The sequence below is a fragment of the Photorhabdus sp. RM322S genome (genome assembly GCF_042879395.1).
Lineage (GTDB): Bacteria > Pseudomonadota > Gammaproteobacteria > Enterobacterales > Enterobacteriaceae > Photorhabdus > Photorhabdus khanii.
Window position 1 is genome coordinate 1 of sequence record NZ_JBHFKW010000004.1, and the last position, 24,500, is coordinate 24,500.

General features: G+C 40.3%; 21 protein-coding genes and 2 pseudogenes. 16 read left to right on the forward strand and 7 right to left on the reverse strand.

Going from position 1 to position 24,500, the window contains the following annotated elements; translation table 11 throughout:
• On the reverse strand, positions 1–163 hold a 163-nt coding region (locus ACGF63_RS03395), incomplete at its 3' end, for a helix-turn-helix domain-containing protein (RefSeq protein WP_387629008.1).
• Positions 164–311: 148 nt separating this feature from the next.
• Here ACGF63_RS03395 and xreR2 point away from each other — a divergent pair.
• Positions 312–521, forward strand: coding sequence for a cell morphology transcriptional regulator XreR2 (xreR2, locus tag ACGF63_RS03400; protein WP_036844321.1), 210 nt, complete (start codon positions 312–314; stop codon positions 519–521).
• Positions 522–667: 146 nt separating this feature from the next.
• Here xreR2 and xreR1 read toward each other — a convergent pair whose 3' ends face one another.
• Entirely contained in the window at positions 668–904 is a 237-nt protein-coding gene (xreR1, locus tag ACGF63_RS03405; RefSeq protein ID WP_071992945.1) for a cell morphology transcriptional regulator XreR1, read from the reverse strand.
• Positions 905–1,157: 253 nt separating this feature from the next.
• The gene (gene def / locus ACGF63_RS03410; protein ID WP_036843948.1) at positions 1,158–1,664 is read right to left on the reverse strand and encodes a peptide deformylase; all 507 of its coding nucleotides are present in this window, start codon (positions 1,662–1,664) and stop codon (positions 1,158–1,160) included.
• Positions 1,665–2,079: 415 nt separating this feature from the next.
• Here def and ACGF63_RS03415 point away from each other — a divergent pair, with 415 nt between their 5' ends.
• The 9 genes from ACGF63_RS03415 to ACGF63_RS03455 all read left to right on the forward strand — a co-directional run bounded on the left by ACGF63_RS03415 (position 2,080) and on the right by ACGF63_RS03455 (position 12,056).
• Positions 2,080–2,808 carry a DUF969 domain-containing protein gene (locus tag ACGF63_RS03415; protein ID WP_152963485.1) on the forward strand — a complete coding sequence of 243 codons (729 nt, stop codon included), beginning with the start codon at positions 2,080–2,082 and terminating at the stop codon, positions 2,806–2,808.
• Entirely contained in the window at positions 2,808–3,824 is a 1,017-nt protein-coding gene (locus tag ACGF63_RS03420; RefSeq protein ID WP_152963484.1) for a DUF979 domain-containing protein, read from the forward strand. The genes ACGF63_RS03415 and ACGF63_RS03420 overlap by 1 nt, the downstream gene beginning before the upstream one ends.
• A gap of 94 nt (positions 3,825–3,918) precedes the next feature.
• A complete protein-coding gene (locus tag ACGF63_RS03425) occupies positions 3,919–4,689 on the forward strand; it encodes a LamB/YcsF family protein (RefSeq protein ID WP_152963483.1) in 771 nt (256 codons plus the stop codon).
• 56 nt (positions 4,690–4,745) lie between these two features.
• Positions 4,746–6,359, forward strand: a complete 1,614-nt coding sequence (locus tag ACGF63_RS03430; protein ID WP_162524208.1) for a carboxyltransferase domain-containing protein — start codon at positions 4,746–4,748, stop codon at positions 6,357–6,359.
• Between the two features lie 35 nt (positions 6,360–6,394).
• Positions 6,395–8,155, forward strand: a complete 1,761-nt coding sequence (locus ACGF63_RS03435) for an acetyl/propionyl/methylcrotonyl-CoA carboxylase subunit alpha (RefSeq protein ID WP_387628788.1) — start codon at positions 6,395–6,397, stop codon at positions 8,153–8,155.
• 107 nt (positions 8,156–8,262) lie between these two features.
• Positions 8,263–8,532 (forward strand): DUF1778 domain-containing protein, encoded by a 270-nt coding sequence (locus tag ACGF63_RS03440; RefSeq protein ID WP_152963481.1) that lies wholly within the window; start codon positions 8,263–8,265, stop codon positions 8,530–8,532.
• Entirely contained in the window at positions 8,529–9,056 is a 528-nt protein-coding gene (locus ACGF63_RS03445) for a GNAT family N-acetyltransferase (RefSeq protein WP_387628791.1), read from the forward strand. The genes ACGF63_RS03440 and ACGF63_RS03445 overlap by 4 nt, the downstream gene beginning before the upstream one ends.
• A 955-nt stretch (positions 9,057–10,011) precedes the next feature.
• The gene (locus ACGF63_RS03450; protein ID WP_331251376.1) at positions 10,012–11,238 is read left to right on the forward strand and encodes an RtcB family protein; all 1,227 of its coding nucleotides are present in this window, start codon (positions 10,012–10,014) and stop codon (positions 11,236–11,238) included.
• Positions 11,239–11,243: 5 nt separating this feature from the next.
• Positions 11,244–12,056 (forward strand): nucleotidyltransferase domain-containing protein, encoded by an 813-nt coding sequence (locus ACGF63_RS03455; protein WP_152963480.1) that lies wholly within the window; start codon positions 11,244–11,246, stop codon positions 12,054–12,056.
• 37 nt (positions 12,057–12,093) lie between these two features.
• Here the strand turns inward: ACGF63_RS03455 and ACGF63_RS03460 are convergent, their stop codons facing one another.
• Together ACGF63_RS03460 and ACGF63_RS03465 are read right to left on the reverse strand one after the other, a co-directional pair.
• Positions 12,094–12,219, reverse strand: coding sequence for a hypothetical protein (locus tag ACGF63_RS03460; RefSeq protein WP_269149782.1), 126 nt, complete (start codon positions 12,217–12,219; stop codon positions 12,094–12,096).
• A gap of 280 nt (positions 12,220–12,499) precedes the next feature.
• Positions 12,500–12,922, reverse strand: coding sequence for a cupin domain-containing protein (locus ACGF63_RS03465; RefSeq protein WP_132355722.1), 423 nt, complete (start codon positions 12,920–12,922; stop codon positions 12,500–12,502).
• A gap of 769 nt (positions 12,923–13,691) precedes the next feature.
• Here ACGF63_RS03465 and ACGF63_RS03470 point away from each other — a divergent pair.
• From ACGF63_RS03470 to ACGF63_RS03490, 5 genes and pseudogenes are all read left to right on the forward strand, one after another.
• Positions 13,692–13,826 (forward strand): annotated as a pseudogene (locus ACGF63_RS03470) (restriction endonuclease); the annotation flags it as partial.
• 166 nt (positions 13,827–13,992) lie between these two features.
• Complete coding sequence (locus ACGF63_RS03475) at positions 13,993–14,166, forward strand: hypothetical protein (protein WP_387628797.1); 174 nt, start codon at positions 13,993–13,995, stop codon at positions 14,164–14,166.
• A pseudogene (locus ACGF63_RS03480) lies at positions 14,163–14,687 on the forward strand (DUF91 domain-containing protein); the annotation flags it as partial. The gene ACGF63_RS03475 and the pseudogene ACGF63_RS03480, both read left to right, overlap by 4 nt.
• Positions 14,688–14,834: 147 nt before the next feature.
• Entirely contained in the window at positions 14,835–18,212 is a 3,378-nt protein-coding gene (locus tag ACGF63_RS03485) for an AAA domain-containing protein (RefSeq protein ID WP_387628799.1), read from the forward strand.
• 27 nt (positions 18,213–18,239) lie between these two features.
• Positions 18,240–19,136, forward strand: coding sequence for an RNA-directed DNA polymerase (locus tag ACGF63_RS03490; RefSeq protein WP_387628802.1), 897 nt, complete (start codon positions 18,240–18,242; stop codon positions 19,134–19,136).
• 109 nt (positions 19,137–19,245) lie between these two features.
• Here ACGF63_RS03490 and ACGF63_RS03495 read toward each other — a convergent pair whose 3' ends face one another.
• The gene (locus ACGF63_RS03495) at positions 19,246–20,361 is read right to left on the reverse strand and encodes a hypothetical protein (protein WP_387628804.1); all 1,116 of its coding nucleotides are present in this window, start codon (positions 20,359–20,361) and stop codon (positions 19,246–19,248) included.
• 355 nt (positions 20,362–20,716) lie between these two features.
• The gene (locus ACGF63_RS03500) at positions 20,717–22,123 is read right to left on the reverse strand and encodes a hypothetical protein (protein ID WP_387628806.1); all 1,407 of its coding nucleotides are present in this window, start codon (positions 22,121–22,123) and stop codon (positions 20,717–20,719) included.
• A gap of 1,773 nt (positions 22,124–23,896) precedes the next feature.
• Between ACGF63_RS03500 and ACGF63_RS03505 the strand changes: the two genes are divergently transcribed.
• Positions 23,897–24,370: a hypothetical protein gene (locus ACGF63_RS03505; protein ID WP_387628809.1), complete on the forward strand. Its 474-nt coding sequence runs from the start codon at positions 23,897–23,899 to the stop codon at positions 24,368–24,370.
• The last annotated feature ends 130 nt before the right edge of the window (positions 24,371–24,500 follow it).

The window sequence follows — 24,500 nt, forward strand, 5'->3', positions numbered from 1 at the left end:
TAATTTCAAGCGTAGGATTTCTGATCCCCCGCTCAATGCCGCTGATATAGGTACGATCAATTCCACATTTATCGGCAAAGGCTTCCTGAGACATTCCAGACGACTGTCTGAGATGCCTAACTCTTTGTCCAAAAAGGAATTTTACAGCATTTGGCTTTTTCATCTAATAAGTATCGAATTATGTTACTTATCAGACCACGGACTATGAGTCACTTTTCACGGTAAGTTATGTTATCATATGTGACTTATAGTCTACTATGTAACGATTTATCTTTTCATATCAAAGTTATCCGTAACGTGGAGGATTAATGATGAAAAATCAGGACTGGCACCCAGCAGACATCATCGCAGCACTAAAAAAACGAGGAACATCGTTAGCAGCAGTTTCAAGAAAGGCAGGGTTAGCCTCATCGACCCTTGCCAATACCTTGCAACGCCGTTGGCCCAAAGGGCAGCGGCTCATTGCAGCTGCTTTAGATTGCGACCCTGCCGAGATATGGCCTTCGAGGTACATGCGGTAAGTGGCTGTAGATCGAAAATGGAGTAGTTCATCAATCAATAAGATGAGCTACTCCAACATACTTTCATACCACTCGTTGAGATAAAATCTTCTGAAAGGAAATAGCGGAACAAATAAAGTCATCACATGATGCGCAAATAAAGCCGGTTAACTCTTTTTTTCCATACTCAAATCGAACAGATCTTTCAACTCAATCTGCAAACCATTTGCAATAACATTGATAACTTCAAGCGTGGGATTCCTGACTCCACGTTCAATACCGCTGATATAAGTACGATCAAGCCCACATTTATCAGCAAACGCTTCCTGAGACATGCCAGATATCAGTCTGATATGTCTCACTCTTTGTCCAAAAAGGGATTTTATTGTATTAGGCTTTTTCATCCGATAAGTATCGAACGATGTTACTTATCTAACCACGGACTATAAGTCACGCTTTCCTATAAGTCGTGTCACTAATATGATTTACAGCCAGTTATGTTTAAAGAAGAAATGACGGGTTAATTCTCCTTTTGATAAATCGTGCCCCCCAGCGTTATATCAACAAAGCCAAATGCTTCAAGGGGCTTGTCTAAACTTAATCTACATTACATTGGTATTTCAGTTTTGCCCCTTGATTACTTAGGTTTAAACCCGGTTAAGATGCTCTGCTATTTTGATATTTTTTAATTTTTTTCAGCGCCATTTGCCTTTTCAATGGTGATAAGTAATCAATAAAAATCTTGCCATGAAGGTGATCAATTTCATGTTGCATCACAATAGCCAGGAAATCTTCACTTTCTACCGTAATGGATTCACCATGCCTGTTTAACGCTTCAACTTTTACCTTTTCGAACCGCTCTACATCAGCGTAATACCCTGGGACAGATAAACACCCTTCTTGCCCCATAACACTGCGTTCTTTCTCAACGATCTTTGGATTGACCAGAATCAAGGGCTGATCTCGATTCGCTGAAATATCAATGACCACCACCGCTTCTTTTCGTCCAACTTGCGGTGCAGCCAAACCGATCCCATTCTCAGTGCTATACATGGTGTCAAGCATGTCATCGATAAGACCTTGGATATCTTCAACATTTGTAACTTCAACACATTTTTGTCTCAGTCGTTCATCTGGAATAGTCAATATTTCTAATGTTGCCATGATAAATAATTCTCTCTATTCGAGCAGCCTGTCATTGCTTTCAATCGGCGTTAAACCGCACAGTCAAGCTACTCTACCCAAGCTGCTTTGTTTTTAGATTTATATAGTTAGTACGCTTCTCATACTGAATTAGGTAGTAACTACGCCTTAAGCGATATGTTTTCTATGATAGAAATTAATCGATATCATATCATCCAGTACACCTTTGAAGCGGCTAAATAGCACTAATGGCATATCACTTGAATTTACCAAGAAGCTATTGACTCACATTTTTTTATGGGGCAAGTAATTTGATCCTACTTTCGGGCTGAGTGATCCCTTTAGTGTGGCATTGTTTGAATTTGACTGCTCCTCTCCCTAAAAGCGTAACTATCTACATAACAACAGATATTTTTATATGCAGAGGTAACACAACATGCAACAAATAGTGAATCTATGGCCGCTGATTGGAATCGCGGTCATTGTAGTCGGCTTTTTACTGAGGTTTAACCCCGTACTGGTGGTGATTGTCGCCGGAATCATCACCGGGCTGGCGGCACATATGCCAATCACAAATATTCTGGAAAAGTTAGGTTCCGGCTTCCTTAATACCCGAAATCTGCCATTGATCCTACTGCTACCACTGGCAACTATTGGTCTTTTGGAGCGACACGGTTTAAAAGAGCAGGCTCAGAACTGGATTAAGAATATCAAAACAGCAACCGCCGGACGTCTGCTGATTGTCTATCTATTCATTCGTGAAGTAACAGCGGCGCTTGGCCTAACCAGCCTGGGGGGGCATCCGCAAATGGTGCGTCCATTGTTGGCCCCTATGGTGGAAGGCGCGACGGAAAACCGCCACCATGATCTGCCTGACGATGTGCGCTATCGTCTGCGTGCTATGTCAGCAGCAACCGACAATGTTGGCCTGTTCTTCGGTGAAGATATCTTCGTCGCCTTTGGAGCAATCATCTTTATGCATAATTTCATGCTGGAGTCTGGCGGCATCCAAACGGAGCCACTGCATATCGCCATGTGGGGGATCCCTACGGCTATCTGCGCCTTCCTGATCCACGCTTTCCGTTTATCCCGCCTTGACCACCACATCGCCAACAAGCTGGCAGCCTTGAATGGCATGAACCAAAACAAAAGGAAGGCAAAGTAATGTTTCAGCAACAGTATCTTTACTGGCTGGCTGGTGTGATCCTGTTAGCCGTAGCCGTGATGTCCTTGCGTGATCACACCAACCCCCGCCGCCTGACCACCAGCTTATTCTGGGCGCTATACGGAATCGTGTTTCTGGTTGGTGACTGGACCTACCGTCTGATGGAGTTGTGGGCAGGCAGCGAAGCTGAGGCTCAAAAAATGCTACATATCTGTGTGGGACTGATCGTCGTGTTGATGGCGCTGATAGCCGGTCTTGGCGGTGTGCGACTCGGCAGCTATCATCAGCGCACACCCCAGCAACGACAAGAAAGCGCCTCTCGCCTGGGCCATCGTATCTTCCTTCCCGCACTGGCGATTCCTATTGTCACTGTGGTGGGAGTGCTATTATTTAACCATGTTCCTGGACTACAACAGACATTATTCGGTACCGGCAACCATTCCACGCTGGTGACACTGTTTTCCATGACAGTGGGTTGTTTAACCGGATACGGCATTGCGTTGAAAATGACACGTGAAGGCATCACTCAATCAACTCAAGAAGCACGTCGCTTGCTGGATGCTATCGGCTGGGCGTTTATCCTGCCACAGATATTAGCTACGCTGGGACTCTTATTTACCGTAGCAGGCGTAGGTACCGCCATTTCTCATCTGACTGAAAACTACCTGGCAGTCGATAACAAGTTTATCGCCGTCACGACATACGTGATCGGCATGGCGTTATTGACAATGGTCATGGGCAACGCCTTCGCCGCCTTCCCGATTGTTACCGCCGGGATAGGTATTCCAATTCTGGTACTGCAACACGGCGGTAATCCGGCTGTTATGGCAGCCATTGGCATGTTCTCAGGCTATTGCGGTACATTGATGACGCCAATGGCGGCAAATTTCAATATCGTTCCCGCCGCCTTGCTGGAACTGCCAAATCGCAATGCGGTCATTAAAGCACAAATCCCCACCGGAACGATGCTGTTGATTACCAACGTTTTTCTTCTCTATTTTTTGATGTTTTTATAAGGGGATCACATGAAAACAGTTCTGATTACCGCGCGGGTAAACATCTTGGGTTTCTCACTGCATTTTTGAATATCATTTTATCGAGGATAATTTTATGAAATTTATCGACTTAAACAGTGATCTTGGCGAAGGCTTTGGTCAGTGGAAAATGGGTGACGATAATGCCATGTTGAACATTGTCACCAGTGCTAACGTAGCATGTGGATTTCATGCTGGTGATCCCGCCGGGATTCTTCAAACCCTGAAAGCTGCCCATGAAAATCAGGTAGTTATTGGTGCCCATGTCTCTTATCCCGATCTTGTTGGATTTGGTCGCCGCAATCTGGACATTTCCAGCAATGAACTGATCGCTGATGTTATTTACCAGATTGGTGCGCTGAAAGGTCTGGCAGCAGCAGCAGGAACTACTGTGAGTTATGTTAAACCGCACGGCGCACTGTATAACACCATTGCCAACGATGAGTACCAGGCACTTGCTGTTATTACAGCGATTCGTGAAGTAGATGACAACTTGGCGCTGGTTGGATTAGCCGGTTCAAGAATTTTGGATTTGGCGAGGAACAAAGGCTTACGTACCGTTGCTGAAGCCTTTGCCGACAGAGCTTACACGCCACAAGGCACTCTGGTTTCCCGACGGGAAAAAGGGGCGGTACTGCATGATACTAACGAGATCGCCCGACGCATGTTGCAACTGGTCACCGAAGGGGGTGTTGATGCGATTGATGGCAGTTTTACACGCATTCAAGCGGACTCCATTTGTGTTCATGGTGACAGCCCCGGTGCTGTGGAAATGGCGCATCAGGTGAAAATAACCCTGCAACAAGCCGGGATCACCGTACAGTCCTTTATTCAAACCAGTAAGTAATCATTAGCATCACGCGCCTTCTTACATATGCCACTTATCATGCTCAGGAGTGCCTAGTGCGTTTTTTACCTGTTAATTTGAATGCCATTATTGTCGAACTTTGCGATCTGGATGAAACCCTGGCGTTATTTGATTCACTTAACGCCAGCCCAATTCCAGGCATAGAAGAAATTATTCCAGCAGCCAGAACACTTCTGATTCGATTTCGTCCCAATGTCGTTTCCACAGTCAAACTTGCCAGGGAAATCAGTGGCCGCAACCTGAATACACGGAATAAAACAACCGGAAAACTCGTTGAAATCCCAGTGTATTACAATGGTGAAGATCTGGTTGAAGTGGCTGAAATCCTTGGTATCACCACACAGGAAGTCATCAAACAACATACAGAAAGTGAATACACTGTTGCTTTTACCGGATTCGCCCCTGGATTTGCTTATTTAGTGGCAGACTCTGATCTTTTGCGTGTTCCTCGCCGGATGACACCAAGAGCCCGCATCCCGGCGGGATCGGTAGGGCTGGCAGGAGAATTCAGTGGCATATACCCACAAGCCAGCCCGGGAGGGTGGCAAATCATCGGCACCACACCAGAACGCATGTGGGATCTCTCGCGTTATCCCCCTTCCCTGTTGCAACCGGGCTTTCGAGTACGTTTCAAAGATAAAGGCAAAGGCGCAACAATCACCGTCACCCAACCCGAAAATCCTGTTGTTCACCCAGAAGACGACATACCTGCACGGGTTGATAAACATTCATCACTGGAAATCTTATCCACCGGGATACAAACACTTTTTCAGGATTTAGGGCGTTCAGGGCAAGCGGGTTTAGGCATTTCCTCTTCTGGCGCGCTGGATAAAACAGCGTTGCGAAGTGCAAATCGTATCGTCGGTAATCCTTCGGATAACGCCTGTCTGGAAATTATAGAAGGCGGATTAAGCTTCATCTCTCATGGCAACGTCATTATCGCTATCACAGGCGCTGACTGCCCAATCACAGTCCAAGCGGCATCTGGCCGGAGGTTTCAGGTTAATGGCTACCAACCTGTTGATCTGAGTGATGGTGATAAAGTGATGCTGGGCACCCCCAAAGCGGGAGTTCGTTGTTATTTGGCAGTCCGTGGCGGTTTTGCCAACAAGCCTATTCTCTCCAGCCTCTCTTACGATACGCTGGCGCACATTGGCCCCAAACCCATCGCTACAGGCAATATTCTGGATATTCTTGCTGTCACGCGGGGTTCCGCTGTATCAATGGACGAAAGCCCGGCTTTCAATATGCCTGCCGCTGACGATATCATCACACTGGATATTATTCTGGGGCCTCGTACCGACTGGTTCACAACAGAAGCGCTGTCCCTGTTACAAAACCAGCTCTGGCAGGTCACACCACAATCTAACCGGGTAGGTATTCGCCTGAATGGAGACATACCGTTATCGCGCTTTAACCATGAAGAGTTACCCAGTGAGGGAACTTCCGCTGGCACCATTCAAGTTCCCGCCAGTGGGCAACCGGTTCTGTTTTTGGCGGACCACCCTTTAACCGGCGGCTATCCCGTCATAGGTTCGGTTGCCAGTTACCATCTTGATCTTGCCGGGCAAATTCCTGTCAATGCCCGTATCCGCTTCAACCCAATCAGTGAATTTCACGAAATAAAAGGGAGTGATTGCTGCTTATGAGTACTGCAATAACTTTGAATAATAAAGAAAACCACATGAAAAAAGTTTTGATCGCTAACCGCGGTGAAATTGCCGTCCGTATCATCCGTGCCTGCCGGGATTATGGCTTACACTCCATTGCCGTTTACGCTGATCCCGATATCAATGCGCAACATGTACAACTGGCTGATGAGGCTTATAGTCTGGGAGGAAACAGCCCCGCTGACACTTATCTTAATATTCCCCGCCTACTGGATATTGCCAAACGTTCAGGTGCCAACATGGTACATCCAGGTTATGGATTCCTGTCTGAACGAGTAGAATTCGCCCGCGCAGTCATTGATGCAGGGTTAATCTGGATTGGCCCGGAACCTGAAACCATTGACATTCTGGGGGACAAAGTTAAAGCGCGTAAAATTGCCCAACGCGTAGGCGCACCACTGGTTTCAGGGACAGAAGAACCGGTGAAAAACGCAGAGGAAGCCCTGACGTTCGCGGAAGAATATGGTCTGCCAATTGCAATCAAAGCAGCCTATGGCGGTGGTGGACGCGGCATCAAAGTCGCGTGGCGTCTGGATGAGGTAACCGAACTCTATAATTCAGCCGTTCGTGAAGCAACCGCTGCCTTTGGTCGTGGAGAATGTTTCATTGAACAGTTTCTGGATAAACCTCGTCATATTGAAGCTCAAATCCTGGCTGATAAACACGGCAATGTGGTGGTACTTGGCACTCGTGATTGCTCACTGCAACGGCGCAATCAAAAGTTGGTGGAAGAGGCGCCAGCCCCTTTTCTGACCGATAATCAGCGCCAACGTATTCATCAGGCAGCACAGGATATTTGTGCCGAAGCCCGTTATACCGGAGCAGGTACGGTGGAGTTTCTGCTCAGTGCGGACGGAACTATTTCATTTCTGGAAGTGAATACTCGTTTGCAAGTCGAACATCCCGTAACCGAAGAAACCACAGGTATCGACATTGTGATAGAGCAGTTCCGGATTGCTGAAGGTAAACCTTTATCATTGATTGCAACGCCAATTCCATCAGGGCACGCCTTTGAATTTCGTATTAACGCAGAGGATGCGGGTAAAGGATTTTTGCCCACACCGGGAACCGTGACACTATTTTCTCCGCCTTCCGGCCCTGGAATAAGATTAGATTCCGGCATTGTGGCCGGTTCCATCGTTCCCGGAACCTTCGATTCGCTGATGGCTAAATTGATCGTCACTGGAGCAACACGCCAACAAGCAATTGCCAGAGCGCGGCGTGCATTACAGGAGTTCAATATTGAAGGCGTTGCATCAGTGTTGCCTTTTCATCGGGCCGTAATAGAACATCCCGATTTTACCTCTGACAACACATTCAAGATTCATACACGTTGGATCGAAACGGACTTTGCCAACGATATAAAAATATCTCCGCGCCAGGAAAACCAGCATCAAGAAAAGGTAACACGCACTTTTATTGAAATTGACGGCCGTCGACACGAATTGGGGTTACCTGTCGAATTATTAAAAGGGCTTTCATTATCTGATCTTGGGCAAGACTCTGTCACCAGGGACAAAGATAATGAAACTGAGGACACAATGGCAGCGGCTAATCAGGTATCAGCCCCGATATCAGGCGTTTTACAATCCTGGTATGTGCAGGAAGGTGATGAAGTTAAACAAGGTGATGTCATCGCTGTGATGGAAGCCATGAAGATGGAAACACAACTGACCGCACATCGTTCCGGGAAAATCGCGATCCATGCGGAGGAAAGCTCTTATCAACAGGCGGGAAGTGTACTGGCAAGTATTAGTGGTGGAAGTAAGTCATGACACTGCCAGGTTAATTTGTAATAAGCTAACTTGACACTACACCTACATTGCCCAATAATCCATATTGTACGGAAATTCTCCGTACAATTTAAAAAAAGGGGAAAATCATGGCTACAACAAGATTAGATTTGCGCCTGGATGAAGACATTAAAGCGAAAGCGGAGAAAGCATCTGCACTATTAGGTATGAAAAGCCTGACAGAGTATGTTGTACATCTGATGCAAAGAGATGCTAATCAAGTCATTTCTGAATACGAAAGAATGACTATTAAAGGTGATATTTTTGATCATTTCGTCAATGCCTGCGAACAGGCTAAAAAACCGAATAAAGCATTATTAAACGCAGTTGCCTTTACTAAAGAGCAGGAAGTCAAGTGAACTGGTCTAAGTCATTCATTGAGCTAAATAAAAAAACGCATGATCGTTTAGCCTTTGATTGTGGCGAGTATGAACTCAACACTTTCATTAAAACTCAGGCAGCAAAGCACATGCAGGCAGATATCAGCCGTACAATGGTTTTACCTGCCACGACGGCTTTACCAAATCAGCTTTATCCCATTTGTTCATTTTATTGTGTAGCGCCAAGTTCTATTGAAAGAGATACGCTTCCGAAGGAACAAGCAAAGAAACTACCACACTACCCCATACCTGTATTTTTGTTAGCTCAATTAGCTGTACATAAAACTTATCATGGTCAGGGATTAGGGAAAATTACTCTTATAAAATCACTCGAATACCTTTGGGAAATTAATCATCATATGCCTGCGTATGCGGTAATTGTCGACTGCCTGAATGATGCTGCTCAGACATTTTATTCTCAATATGGTTTTGAACGCTTATGCAATCAAAACAATAAAATTCGTTTATTCTTACCCATGAAAACAATTTCTCAAATTTTTTAAACTATATACCTCAATTATAAATAAAGCAGTTATTGCACTTAATAACAAATCTGTAAAAACGCCAACAAAGTTATGAATATTAAGAATAATAAAAAAATAATTTATAATTACACAAATGATGATAAAGAGGATATATTTTATTTTTATGTGCATTCAAAATAAATAATCAGTGACAAACAGAATATAACTTGTGATTATTTTAATATATATTTAAACAATAATAAATTATTAATTCTCCATAAATTACCGACTATATAATATTAAATGTTGAATTTCATCAACAGATAATATAAATATTAGTCACGAAAGAATAAAAACAAATCATAAAAATCACTCCGCTACCCCAACAAACCAGTAATGCATTGATATAATTAAAAAAATTAAATGCAGGAAATTAATAAAAACATTAGAGGATACATATTGTACATATTGACATTTTTAATAAAAACATTAAATAAAATTTATAATTTCAATTTAACCATAATAAAAATCAACTTGCAAAGAGATAATAACCATAACTTGATAAAGATTAAACACATCATTCCATACAGTAATTAGCCATATATTTACTCACATCTCTCTTAATAGTAAATAAAACAACCATTCAATAACAAAATTATATAATAACTTAGTGACTTTATATTTTGTTGGTAATCGTAACCACAGACAATTTAAACATTATTAATAAATTCACATATAATTTTTCACAATACCTTTTTATATAGATTGGCATCACAATTTCAATATTATTCAATAAAATAATTGCATTTTTCATTAAGCGCAACAATATATTAATAGTATAATAAAATTTTTATTTACAATATTTCTCAATGATTCATAAGGAAATTAATATGAAAGTAAATTTAGAAGCATTGATTAAAAAGGGGAAAATATTAATTACTTTAAATTATAGTAGTAGTGACGGATAAAATGGGTAAATAACCAGGAGAACAATGTGAGAACAAACGATTACGAATTGATGACTGCACCAAACAGCGCACCCGTAAAAATGTGGACTCATGGCGTACCAGTAGAAGCAGATGCTCGTGAACAACTACTGAACACAGCAAAAATGCCTTTTATATTCAGCCATTTGGCAGTTATGCCTGATGTACATCTTGGTAAAGGCTCAACCATCGGCAGCGTAATCCCAACATATGGGGCGATTATTCCAGCCGCAGTAGGCGTAGATATCGGCTGCGGAATGATGGCGGTACGTACCTCATTGAACGCCAAAGATTTACCGGACAACCTGTATGCTATCCGCCACGCTATTGAAATCGCCGTGCCACACGGCCGTGCCGTAAACCATACCGGCCATGATAAAGGCTCTTGGCAAAAACCGCCAGAAACCGTCGATCACCACTGGAGCACATTGCAGGCAGGCTTTAAGCACTTGACCGATAAATACCCAGAATTACTGAAAACCAATAACCATCAACATTTAGGCACACTAGGTACCGGCAACCACTTTATCGAACTATGCCTGGATGAATCCGACCGAGTATGGGTGATGCTGCACAGCGGTTCACGTGGCGTAGGAAATGCCATTGGCAACCTATTTATTACCCTTGCCCAACAGGATATGAAACAACATATCGCTAATCTGCCTGATCGCAATCTGGCCTATTTCGAAGAGGGCAGCCGTCACTTTGCCGATTATATGGAAGCTGTCGGTTGGGCACAAAACTTCGCCCGCCATAATCGTGAAGTCATGATGCAACATACAGTGGCAGCACTGGCGACAGTGATTACAAAACCGTTCACTGCCATGATGGAAGCGGTAAATTGTCACCACAATTACGTGCAACAGGAGCAACACTTCGGCCAAAACGTACTGGTGACGCGCAAAGGCGCTGTGGCCGCACACAAGGGAGTGATGGGCATCATTCCGGGATCTATGGGCACGAAAAGCTTTATTGTACGTGGACTGGGGAATAAAGAGAGTTTTTGCTCATGTAGTCACGGTGCAGGGCGGGTATTAAGCCGTACGGCAGCGAAAAAACGCTTTACGATAGAAGATCAGAAGCGGGCGACAGCACATGTGGAATGCCGTAAGGATAGCGACGTCATCGACGAAATTCCGATGGCCTACAAAGACATTGACGCGGTAATGGCCGCTCAGTCTTCACTGGTAGAAATCGTTCACACCCTGCGTCAAGTGGTTTGCGTAAAAGGATAATCACTATGAAAGAAAAATTTGGTGTCAGTGACGCCATGAAACAACACATATGCCAAAAACTGGCGCAACTTGAGACGGAACAGCAAATACGAATACTCTATGCCTGCGAATCCGGTAGCCGCGGTTGGGGATTTGCCTCGACAAACAGTGATTACGATGTGCGTTTTATCTATGTTCATACCCCATCATGGTACTTACGCGTTGACCCACCAAGGGACGTGATCGAATTACCGATCAGCGACGAACTGGATATTTGTGGCTGGGAACTGCGTAAAACCCTGGGGCTGCTGAAACGAGCCAACCCGACACTGATGGAATGGACTGATTCACCGGTGGTCTACCATGAGGATGCAGAGTTTATGACAGCATTGCGCGCCCTACTACCGGACTACTTTTCCAACAACAAAGCACGGTATCACTATCTGTCAATGGCGAAGAAAAACTTCCGTGGTTATCTGCAAGGCGAAAAAATACGGCTGAAAAAATATCTTTATGTACTGCGCCCGTTGCTGGCTGTACGTTGGATAGAAGCAGGTAAAGGCGTACCACCAATGCGCTTCGACGTACTGCTAGCCGAAACTGTTAAGGATACAACGCTGATGCAAGAAATACAGACTCTGCTTGCTATCAAACGTAACGCCGACGAAACGGATTATGGCCCACGTTTTAAGCACATCCATGACTTTATCCGTCGTGAGCTGAATGACTCATTTGCCCGCCGCGAGTTGAAAAAAGATGAGAAACTTCTCCCGGATACTAAACTGGATTTGCTTCTGATGCGTACAGTACTTGGCAATAACAAAGAGCATGTATGTTGAAAGAATGGCTGAAAAAACTGTCCAATGACATAAGATCTCAACGACAAAGTTGAACGTTTACAAAGGACCAGTAAAACAGATTTTTACCTCCTTGTTGACCTACAGCCAGTAATTTGAATAAGTTACTGGCTGTCAGCATATAGCTCATATCATTTCTATTCATAACCTTCCCTGAGCTATTAAAGGATTATTTAAGGCAAAAACGATTATCCTAAATTACCAGTGCCGCACTTTATAGCAGTTACTGAAAAAGATTCACATTTTATGGAAACCATTATCCCTTTCCTAGGAAGTCAACATGGGATAGCGGAAAGGGAGCATAGCGAACTATGTGACCGGGGTGAGCGAGTGCAGCCAACAAAGAGGCAACTTGAAAGATAACGGGTATAGCATTCTCGCAACCCACCAAGCACTAGCACATGTTTCATTCAATTTACCCCAAGTTAAACCTTTAATTCTTCTGGGGTTCCATCTCTATATGGCACCAGCGTCGTCCTATCTTGCGAATCAACCGCGCAATGATTATTACCAACAACAACCATAACCAAATCGCTGGTTGCCTTAATCGCGTGATCTATTTCCCCATTCACAAAATAACAAACTCCAGGCTCTATTTCATGCTTTTCACCGGCATAAATAACATAACCCGTTCCTGCGAGTACAAATAAGATATGATGCCCTAAGTGAGTATGATTTTGCATCCCTTCATTTTTACTGAAACGAATTAGATCAGCACCAAAACCATCAAACGAAACTAGTCCCTCGCCCGTACCCATACTATTAACCATTTTGTGATTTCTAACCATTGTATCTACAACGAGATGTTCACCATTCCAGTGACAAAATCTATTTTTAATAAATTCCATATTACCTTCCTTTTATCTCTACAAATAAAATTTTATTTTAAAGTAACTATCATCTCTATTTATTAATTGAAATAACACTATCTATCAAATAAAATAATATTTCCTAGTGATATTTCAATCACCACAAACAATATCGATAAATGAATTAACTTGTTATTAACAATATATCAAATAGAAATATGTAATTCCATAGCATTATTTTACAAAGATTCACACTGTGATAAAGGTCACTATAAAACTCTTATTTTAAATATAATTTCAGAAAATAATTCCACTACAAAATAATCTCAACCAAAATTAAGATTAATTACATCATTAATTTAGGACAACCATAACACCAATTAAATCAACCTTAACTCCGCCTAAAAATAGCTATTTCAGAGGCACATAAAACCGAACCCTTTTTTTAGCTAAAAAATATATACAATTAATCCTGCTGTCACTCTTAGTAAAAACCTTATTAAATTACAGTACCTCAAATAATCTATTTGAGAAATATTCATTAACTGCTCAAACATCGTTTCAACTAAATACTATTTTATTAGCAAAATCTTCCAAACCCCCTCGTTCAATGCTGACGGAAACATAAGGCGAATTCTGCTCAATTCCATGCAAGGTTTAAATTAACCTCTTTTTCAGAAAACATTTATACGATGGGTCTTTACACTGTCTTGCAGATAATCGATCAAACGCCGCACTTTCCCTGACATATATTTTCCCACAGGGTAACGATATAAGAATTTGAATTTTCGACTGAACGCCACTCATAATTGATGGCAGTCATATGGTTGAGCGATTGTTCTGGGATTTCGCTGGGCATTCTCTACTGTTACCCAAAAACCGGGAACATTACCCTTTAGAACTCTTTGTCAAATGGCATCAGGAGCAGGTGTTTAGAAGATAGATTGGGATATATTAGGATTTCTCCTAATGTATTCGTCCATTTCTTCGCCATTAAATTTCCCATCATATGCAACACAATCATGCAACAAGACACAAAATGCGTTCATAGTTCTTGCGACCAGCCTCGCATAATGGACAATAGGGAAAAAACTTCAGGTAGAAAAATAATGACTAAGCAAGCATCATATTTAGATAAAAAAGTTAAAATTTTTCAACAATTAATTAAAAATGCTGATATCGCAATTCATTTACTCAAAGAACGCCGTTCCGCCCTCATCTCCGCCTCCGTCACCGGCAAAATCGACTTACGCGACTGGCAGCCTTCGAAGGAAGTTGCATGAGCGATATCCAGCTGTTTCGCTACAACACATCCGGTGTAAGTGAGTTACCCGGCAAAGCAGCCACCATTGAAAAAAATCTGCAATCCCTGATCGAATCCCATATGGACACCTTTTTAGGCATCCGATTCTTGGCGACGGAATACAATATCGGCAAAACGCATCGCGGACGTATTGATTCTCTGGGACTAGACGAAAATAACTGCCCGGTAATTATTGAATATAAGCGTTACAGCAATGAGAACGTGATTAATCAGGGGCTGTTTTATCTCGACTGGTTGCTGGATCATCAGGCAGAATTCCGCTGGCTAGTGATGGATAAACTGGGTAAAGAAACTACCGAGAATATTGACTGGTCTGGTATCCGCCTGCTTTGCATTGCTGCTGATTTTAATAAATACGATGAACATGCGGTACAGCAAATAAACCGTAATATCAGCCTAATTCGCTATAAATTATTTAGCCCGGATTTGCTGATGTTTGAGCTAGTGAATGCCGTGGTGGATAACAGTATTCAGGCTGTAAGCCATGAGATCAACTCAGTTATTGCACATCTAGCGAACCAATTTATTCTTGAAGTTCTGATGAGAGGGTTGAAAGGGGGATGAGTTTTTCTTGGTCTGAATAAGCTCTTACTTGAAATGGATATATAAGGTTAAGGATATAGAAAAATGATGAATAACGATAAACAGCAGCAAATGGTACGGATCTTACAAAGCTGGCATTTGATAGAATTTTTTCAGCCATACTCTTTACCAGATAAAGAAACGGATGATGGGGGAAGAGTCAATGTTACTTTTGATGAATTAAAATACTCTCGTGAAAAAATTCTTCCCTGGTTAAGCAATCAAAGTCGACACAATCTACGTATCAAAGCCGATAAGGTCCGATACACACTTTACCTTGGTATCTTTGATAAATCGCTACTCAATACAATTGTTGATGAATGTATTGCCTCAGAAACCAGCGAAACGGAAAAATTAGAACTAGAACAACGGTTAGATCTTGAAGGAGAAACTTGCTTCGCAAAATTGACGATAGACAAGTATGGTTCCCCTAATTTCAGTGAGATATCGTTGAGTACTCTACCTTGGGCACTGGGTCATTTGCAGTCTGGAACTGCGACCTCCTTATCTCTGCAAACTTACGATCAACGCTGTATCCTTCTAGCGGAACAACTAAAGCGTATAGAAAATCTCCTTCCCTATCATCCTGAAAAGCGAGATGTAAAAACATTATCTTCTGAAGGGATTATTAAACTGTTAGAAACTCTTTGCCAATGGGCTCAGTTCTATCCAGAAAATACGGAATGGGCATTTATTCTTGATTGGAAAGAACTTAAAGATAAAAAAGAATCACACGATAAACTGGAAGATAATCAGAATAGCATAAAGAAAATCGCCAATTCGCCTCTAAATGAAGAAATCGATGATGATGATGAAAGTGATGAGGCTGTGGCTGATGAACGTATTATGCCTATTCTAAACAGCTTCTATATAAACGATATAGAAAAAGCAATACGCTCATTCTCAACAGGAACAACCAGCCGTTCTCTTATTAGTTACCTCACCGCAACAAATCAAAAACACGCTGATCTTTACAGCCAATCAGGGTTAAAACTTATCATCAACCACTTGGCGCCATACCATACCCCATTAGGACGCTGGCCCTCAGAGCCAACACATAATATGTCCTTAATGCAACAATTTGCCATAAACACGACAGTGATGGAGCTCACCACCAGCGGCTTATTGTCCGTAAATGGCCCGCCAGGAACAGGTAAGACAACTCTGCTACGTGATATTATCGCTTATAACCTTGTTGAACGGGCCAGAGTCCTCGCTAGATTCTCTCAAGCTAAGGATGCATTAGATAAAGAAGGATATTTGTGTACTGATCTGACAGGTTTTGAAATGGTCGTTGCTTCTTCAAATAACGCTGCTGCCGAAAATATTTCCCGTGAGCTCCCACAGTTGAAAGCTCTTGGACAACCTTACCAAAAGGTGAATTATCTTAAATCCGTTGCCAATCAATTGAATGCTGAAAGTCGTAAAGGAAAACTACAGCCAATAACATCCCTTGAGGAACGTTGCTGGGGAACTATTTCTGCCGTGCTTGGACGCAAAAAAAACAGGATAAAATTCAAACAACGCTTCTTCTTCGATAAATACTACGAAAAATATAGCCAGGAAGAAGCTAATCGCCCGATATCAAAGGATTTTTTGAACTTCTGGCGTTGGCGAGAACTTCAAACCAGAGAGAGTTTCTCTGATGCTAAAAAACGTTTTAATCAAATACTAAAAAATCTAGAACAGCTTATAGCAAGTTGTCAGTCAGCCCATGAAATAGCCTTGTTTCTTAAAAAAAATAACCTTGAAACCTGGTTACAAGCATTTAAGCAATCTAGGGATGAAGCAGCTTCTGATTACAAGAATCTCCAACAGAAACTGACACAACAACACCGTCATCTGGAAGTATTAGAAAGCCAGATAGAAATTGAAGATTTGCACGCAGCAGAGCTGGAGCGTAATAAGCCTAATATCCTTATCCGAATTTTTAATCGCTCTCGCTACGCTAGTTATCTAAAGCACGTCAGTGACGTTAATCTTCATCAGCGAACATTAAAACAACAACGTATAGATTTACTTAAAGAAATCGATACTTATACTCAACAGCAACCGTTATTGTTACAAAAGCAACAAGAGACAGAACAATTACTACAAGAAAGATACAACGAATATACACTTAAACAGCAGAAACTTGCCCATTTCTGTAATGAACATCCTGAAATAAAGATTCCTGACACTGAAAAATATATTAATGACAGTGAGCTACAAAGGAATGCCTATTGGCAAGATCCAACGATAAACCATCTCCGCTCACAGCTTTTTATCGCTGCACTCGACTTACATCAAGCTTGGCTTTTAGAAGCTCTAAAACATGAAATATTCCGCAAGAAAGTTTTTAAACTGCCAGAGATGCTTGATGGAAAGACTGATCCTAATGATAAAAAAATATGGCAGCTGTTATTTATGATAGTACCTGTAGTATCAACAACTTTTGCCTCCTTAGGTTCAATGTTTAGAAGCTTAGGAAATGAAGAGCTTGGTTGGTTATTAATTGACGAAGCAGGACAAGCTATACCTCAAGCTGCGGTGGGAGGTTTATGGCGTAGTAAAAGGGCTATCGTGGCTGGAGATCCTTTACAAATAGAACCCGTTTTTACAACTCCTCCTAAGTTAGTTGAATACATCAGTAGTGCCTTACTAAAAAAAGATGCTAAAGAATGGAGCCCTAATAAATGGTCAGTGCAAACCATTGCTGATAGAGCAAATCGTTACGGTTGTGAACTTCCAGTCATGAATAAAACAGCTTGGATTGGAATTCCTTTATGGGTTCATCGCCGCTGTATTGAACCTATGTTTAGCCTGGCAAACAAAATCGCCTACGATAACCGCATGATTCACGGTGAATCGGCAAATAAAATCGAACCACAACCTCATCCTATATTAGGCAATAATCGTTGGATTCACTCTGGTGGGAGCTGTACTCTAAAACAGTACAAACCATCATTGGCTCAAGAAGTCTTAACATTATTAACTACATTGGTAGAAAAAGAAAAAAATCTTTCTCAGATTTATATTATTTCGCCATTCAAAGCGGTTAAACAGCAACTAAATAAAGAACTATCGTCCCATAAAGACTATTTTTGTCAATATCTTGAAGGGGAGGATAAAAAGAAACGATTCTCTAAATGGATTAGTCAGAATATAGGAACCGTACATACCTTTCAGGGGAAAGAAAACCATACCGTAATATTTGTCCTTGGATGTGATATTCAAAATTCTGGTGGCGCAGTATGGGCTGCAAGTAAACCAAATTTACTGAATGTTGCTCTCACTCGTGCCCGTAAGAATATTTATATCATTGGTGACATTAACGTTTGGCAGGATAAAACCTACTTTAGTATGGTAGCGTCAGAATTGAGCACAAAAAATAGTAGCCACAGTGTAAACAACTATCAAGACTCATTTAAGATTGCTCCCTAGAATATAGGAATATACGGAGAAGAAATTATGGATAAATTAAAAGAGTTATTAGCAAAAGGATTTTTTCCTGTGCAACTTCCCCCTAGTTTTACTTCAGAATCCTTTGCACGGGAATACAAAAATTTCCAAGGTCGATGGAACGCAAACAAAACTCCAGACTGTAAAATGGAAAAATTTTCTGTTGCCCGCTCCTCATATTATCGCCGTGTAACGAGATTAGTAAATCCTATTGGGTATTTCTATCTTGCTAAAGAGATAGATAATTACTGGGCACAAATACAAAAACACTACCGCAAAAGTAAAATATCACTTAGCACTCCCAATATATCTCCTACGCTAAGAGCAATTGAACTCATAAAATTTAATGAACTGTATGAGAAGAAAATAACAAAGTCTACAGGTTTTAGATATGTTTTAATAACAGATATAACGAGTTTTTTCCCAAGCATCTATACACACACTATTCCATGGGCTTTACATGGAAAATCGGAAGCCAAACGTACATCAGAAAAAACCTCCAGGTTCTTTGGAAATATTCTCGATCAAAAATGTATGGGAATTCAAGACAGACAAACTATTGGTCTACCAATCGGCCCCGACACTTCACATATCATTGCAGAAATAATTGGAGTTGCAATTGATGTAGAACTTAAAAAAGCCCTAAAAAGGTGGCCTGAAGGTTTTAGATATGTCGATGATTATTTTCTTTTCTTCGAAACACGAGAAGAAGCGGATAAATGCCTTGCTCAGCTAACGAAGGCTATAAGCAATTTTGAACTCCAAATTAATCCTGCCAAGACAAGGATAGTAGAAGTAAAAGAGCTTATTGAAGAAAACTTTGAATTTGATGATATGGATGAGGAGTATTTCGACTCAAATGATCACAATGAAGATAATGAAATAATATTTTCTAGCAAATTTTAATATTTACTAAAAAACAGATGGCTCTATTCTCATTGAAAATATTTAAAATAGAGTCATATAATCGAGTACAATCGACCTTGTAAATAGCACCAGAGAAACACATTATCCATCATATCAAATCGTATCTTTGAACATAAATTTCAAAAACACCAACACTAGCATAGTTTACAGAACATCTATTATTTATAATAATATTTTTCAGAGAGTTCACCGACTGATTACTGTCGGTCACATAGATATTATCCAGCATCAGATTGACTGAGTCCTGATACATCAACATTTGACCTAGGAATTTTCTCGACATGATGATACCACTTATAATGAGTACGGTATTCGATGATAACTGATTGATGGTATTCTTGCGATTGGCAAATGCATCGGAATATGTCAGGAAATTTACTGATGAGATTCTAAACCCTAACCTCGACCAGATTATGATTGGTGTTAATTTAAAAACAAGGGGTAGATTCACATAATTAAAATACTTTCCATCAAACCTTCTTTTCCCAGTATAAGAAAGGCCATCCACTACTATCATACCTAGATCTGAAGCGGAGGTTTCAAATGTCATGTCATAATTAGTAGTAAAAACTTTCAAGCATGGATCTCGAACTCGTCTTCTAGCCATTTTCTGCAACAACATTTTATATGATGTTAAATCACTAGTTCGAGCATTAATAAAACTCTGGCATTTATCTAATATTACAGCTTTAACGTCATTCAAAAAATTAAGAACTTCTGCATCATCATGAAAGGAAAGGTAAGCATCACATTGAGATAAAAAATGTTCAATATTAGGATATTTAATTTCATTATATCTAACTCTTTCACATATTTTTATTGCGGATTCTTTCAAAATACCATAGCCTACTTCCTCTTTATTTAACAGCGGATTTTCCCACATGGAGTTAATCCATAAATCCAACATGCTTGGGCCACCTACTTCTCCCAGAGAAGTACCACTACCTGCAAAGAAAGACAAGTTAGGGAGTTGGAGAGACCGCAATAGAACATCGTTAAAGTATCCCCTATTCTCCCTAATAATTTCTTTTTCCGAGTCCGCAATCGGTTCACTTTCTACAGTTTTAAGGTCAATGCCAGTCATTTCCAACGCTAAATTCTTATTTCTATCCCTCCAGAATACGAAAGATTCATTACTTAATGGAATCCATTCATTACTTCCAGGTTTCAAAAATGCAATATACCCATCAGAGTTACTAGTCATCTCTACTATTCCTCATTCATCCACAAAAACAACATTGATATTCCGAGCAACTAAAGCTACAAGAAAGTTTAGTAATGAACTCATCATTAACTCAATAATACACGCGAATAGCTCGTTCTCACACAACAGAACATGTCTTTAATGTACAAATTTCACACATATGGACAGTTTTATGATAGTATAAGAAATATTATTTTCAGGATAAATAAAAATCTCATAATAAATTTAACCCTATAATTTAGTTAGTCAAAATACAATTTTTACACTCTCATTATGATGATTTATTTTTTATATAATGCTTACCAAAATAAAATATCTAAACCACCTCAATAAAGAGGTGGTTTAGAACTAAAAATCATTTATTTATATCTCTAAAAATATTCTTGATATATTCGAATGATTGATCTCCACCTTTTAAATATTCATCAACTAAATTATCAAAACCGTTATCATCTATAATTAGGATATGATTTTTTTCCAAGACAGATAAATTCTTCAGCCTTTTATTTATTTTATCATCTACTCCTCTACAGAAAATAATGCCAAGCTGAACTTTATTTATATCTAAATCTTTAATCATAGTGTCAATAACATTATCATTAGCAATATCATTATAAAAATAAAATATCACCCTTTCACTTTCAATTCCAAAAACAGACAACTCGAAGAAAAAACCTTGTCTAGACTCATTTAAATAAGATAGCCTAAAAATTCCGTTTTCACTACCGAGAACAATCGGATATATTAATGAAGGGTAAAAAATAACAGGAAGTATCTTTTTTAATGAACTAAAATATTTATTGCCATCAACGCCTTTAGCATAGCTTAAAAGTTCTTTTGTCAGTTCAGATAATTTAAATAGCTCAATTTTATTTATCTCTTGAAAGTCTCTATGTTTTAACGGTGGAGGTGGATTTAAAGTCATTTCCTCTCTATATTCGTTCAGTGATGATGGAAATTTTTCTATCTGAGACGCTATAAATGGCTTTGAAGCTCCATATTCATCCAATAACCTTTTTCTGGTCACACGTCTTTTACCTGACTTTAAGGTTTCCACAAGAGCTGAATTTAGACTCAAATGTTCATTTCTGAGAGATGGAATTATATATCTGGTATAGAAAGTTTTATGTGAATAAGCAATTCCATACCGTGCTAATATTTTAGGAATGAGAATTACTGAGCCATCCACACCACGAGGCAATAGGAATTCCTTACTAATCCATTTATTTTCCTCATCATCCCAAACTTTAATTTTTTCACTTTCCTCTAATTTAACTCCATAGAATTTTGATATATGCTGGGTATACTCGATAAAAAATAATTTCAATATATTACATACGGAATCAGAAATTCTGTCACTAGCGACACCATCTATTGTCAATGCTGTATCTTCTAGATCTTTTAATAGACCACTTTTAGCCGCATTGCTAGATTTCAAAGAAATTAATATGTCATCTGCTGATTGATCTCCTAAAGCTTTGCCTCCAGATTTTCCTTTTGAATAACCCAAATGAAAATAGTTAGATTCTCTTAATGAAGACAGAAGATAAAAAGCTGTTTTATCGTCCCCCTCTTTTATTTTTTCTAATATTTTTGAAAAATAGTCCTGAAGGCATTCAATTAAATCTTGTCCCCATTCTGATTTCAATCCCCTAATTGCTGTAGGATCTATAAACAAGCAAAGATCTGTGTCTAGGGGTATATCAATAAAATCTAAAGAAAGTTGATTATTATCTAAATTAAAATAATCAGAAAAAATCATAATAGCCACCTTATTATTAAACGCCAACTGAAGATTTATTTATAATAATCTATTTATAATAATCTCTGGTGAAAACAAACAATAAAAGCTAGCTTATAGTTATTTTAAATGAAGATTTGTGAAATATGTTTTCATTATATTTACTCAAATCTTTGCTATCAATACAAAAAATAAGATTAATTATCATACACACATGATGCATGGTTATTGCTTTTAATCACAAAATTGAAAATACGACATTAAAGTCCATAAAAAAAGATTATTTAATATTTAAAATTGATAAATACAATTTTGGCAGTGAGATATACTTTACATAATTTAGCACAAACACAGTTCCCCCCTATAAAGCGACATTATTCATTGTGTTAAATTCATTATTTTGGTGGTGGACTACAATATCCTCCGTGATTTATTAAAATTACTTACTGCATCTCCCACTTATGAAAAATCAAACCCTGAATATTAATATGAGAAAAATAAAACATCCATCTAATTAATACTAATTAATCTTAAAAAAATAGAAATTATCACCCAAAGTGTTATTTATTGAGGAAATGTTTTAGAACAAATTTTTTTATTAATGATTTATATCGAGTCGTTTCCCATATCTCTTGATTGAAATAACTTTATTTGCTTAAAAAGATAATTCATTTTGACAGAATTTTCCCACATATAATTAAAGCGATGAGCGCCGTTTCACACTCATTTTCGTGCATTAAAAGACTTGATGCCTCTATAGTTTTGTCGTATTTTTAACCACGTAACCTCGCTGTCAACGACAGCAGCCAATGTTTCCAGTATCAGGATGATACGAGTGATCTGCGAGAAACGCCCTCGAGTGGTCACAAACCCAAAGTCATAAGGAATGGAGTGTGGTCTGAGACTGACGCTTTCGAGCGACCACAAGAAAAGTTACCTAAGCCTGAAAGGAAGCGCTATAGAGCGGTACCCCTCCTGAACCTTTGAAAGCGGGGATCGCAGTCGATGCGATGAAGGTATACTTATCCTAGCGAAATGGCTAACAACGAGCATTTCTTAGCCAACCAGTATTGCCAGCCGAGGATACTGCGATTGGCTTTCAACCAAATGAAGACTAGCCATTAGTAGAGCAACAGCCTTCTAAGCCGTAGATCTGCTAAAAGCCGCTGTCATCACATCCTTAATCTGGGTTGCCTCGCTGTAACCTAGGCTATCTATACCCAAAATCTCTAGCGTCTAATAAACGCTGCTGGCTGCGCTCTGCTATGCCGAAAGGCATCTGCTAGCGCCTGCCCTGCTGCGCTTTGTATGCGACGTCACTTTTACTTGTGAAAGTGACGCCGCAGCACAGACCCACTTCAACCTTAGAGATACGCAACTTCACACAAAAGTCATGCATCTGACACACATGTTCTACGTCGAGCTGACCACTTTTTACAGGAGAGTTGAACCGATACCGAGGCAGGCCAATGGCCTGAGGGGATGACCTGCAATCGCGGGAGGCTGCACCGAGTGCATTACCGATACCCCGCAATACCTCAACTGCTGCCCGCTCTGGCGCACAGGTATCGTTCAAGGCAGGTCACATTGATTGCTTCTGCCATTCCCCCATGCGCCAGAGAAATGCAGCTTGTCTATATTGTGAGAAGTTTGCTATGAGTAAATTAACGTCAGTTTTCCACTGTCAGCGATGAAAAACGCTGCAAAGTTTTAAATGAAATTGGAGGGCGGCAGCACAATGATGCTAACCCGCAGTCAAAAAATATTATAAAAGCTCTTTATGAAAGTATCGGTATGTATTTCCCGCAGCAAATAAATGAATATATTCTCGATTACCTTCGGGAGAAATGCGTACGGTTTGACCATCCAGATACTCCAAGCTTTCTTCGTAGCACCGATTTTATTCTCGTCGATAATATCGACGTTATATGGAGTGAAGAGAAGTTCCAGAAGAACAGGAAAGACGCTCGGCTGGTGACCCTGCTTGCCATGATCGTGTTGTGTACCTTACTGATGATCCCACTTTTCCTTTTGTTGCTGCAAAAAGACCGAAACCGCTGCAAAGCCGCACGTCGTTTTTATGACAAATTTGCGCCCTGGCTGACACAAAAACGCGCAAAAGCCGAACTACGTAAAGTTGCTGAACGTCCTGCCTTACCCGCACCAGAAACAATGCCACCGAAGCCCAAAAACAAACTGTACAAAGGTTTATCTGTATTCAACTGCTGGCTGGGAAACGATAGAAGATTTAACCCTTCGCTACTTTGATGCCGAAATACGCTATCTGTGTCATGTGGCCCCCTCCTTTATCGTTAATCTAATAGATACCGTTGATTGCATTGGAAAATCCTTTATTGCAACCCAGCACTTAGAAACTTTGGGTGAAGATGCAAAACGA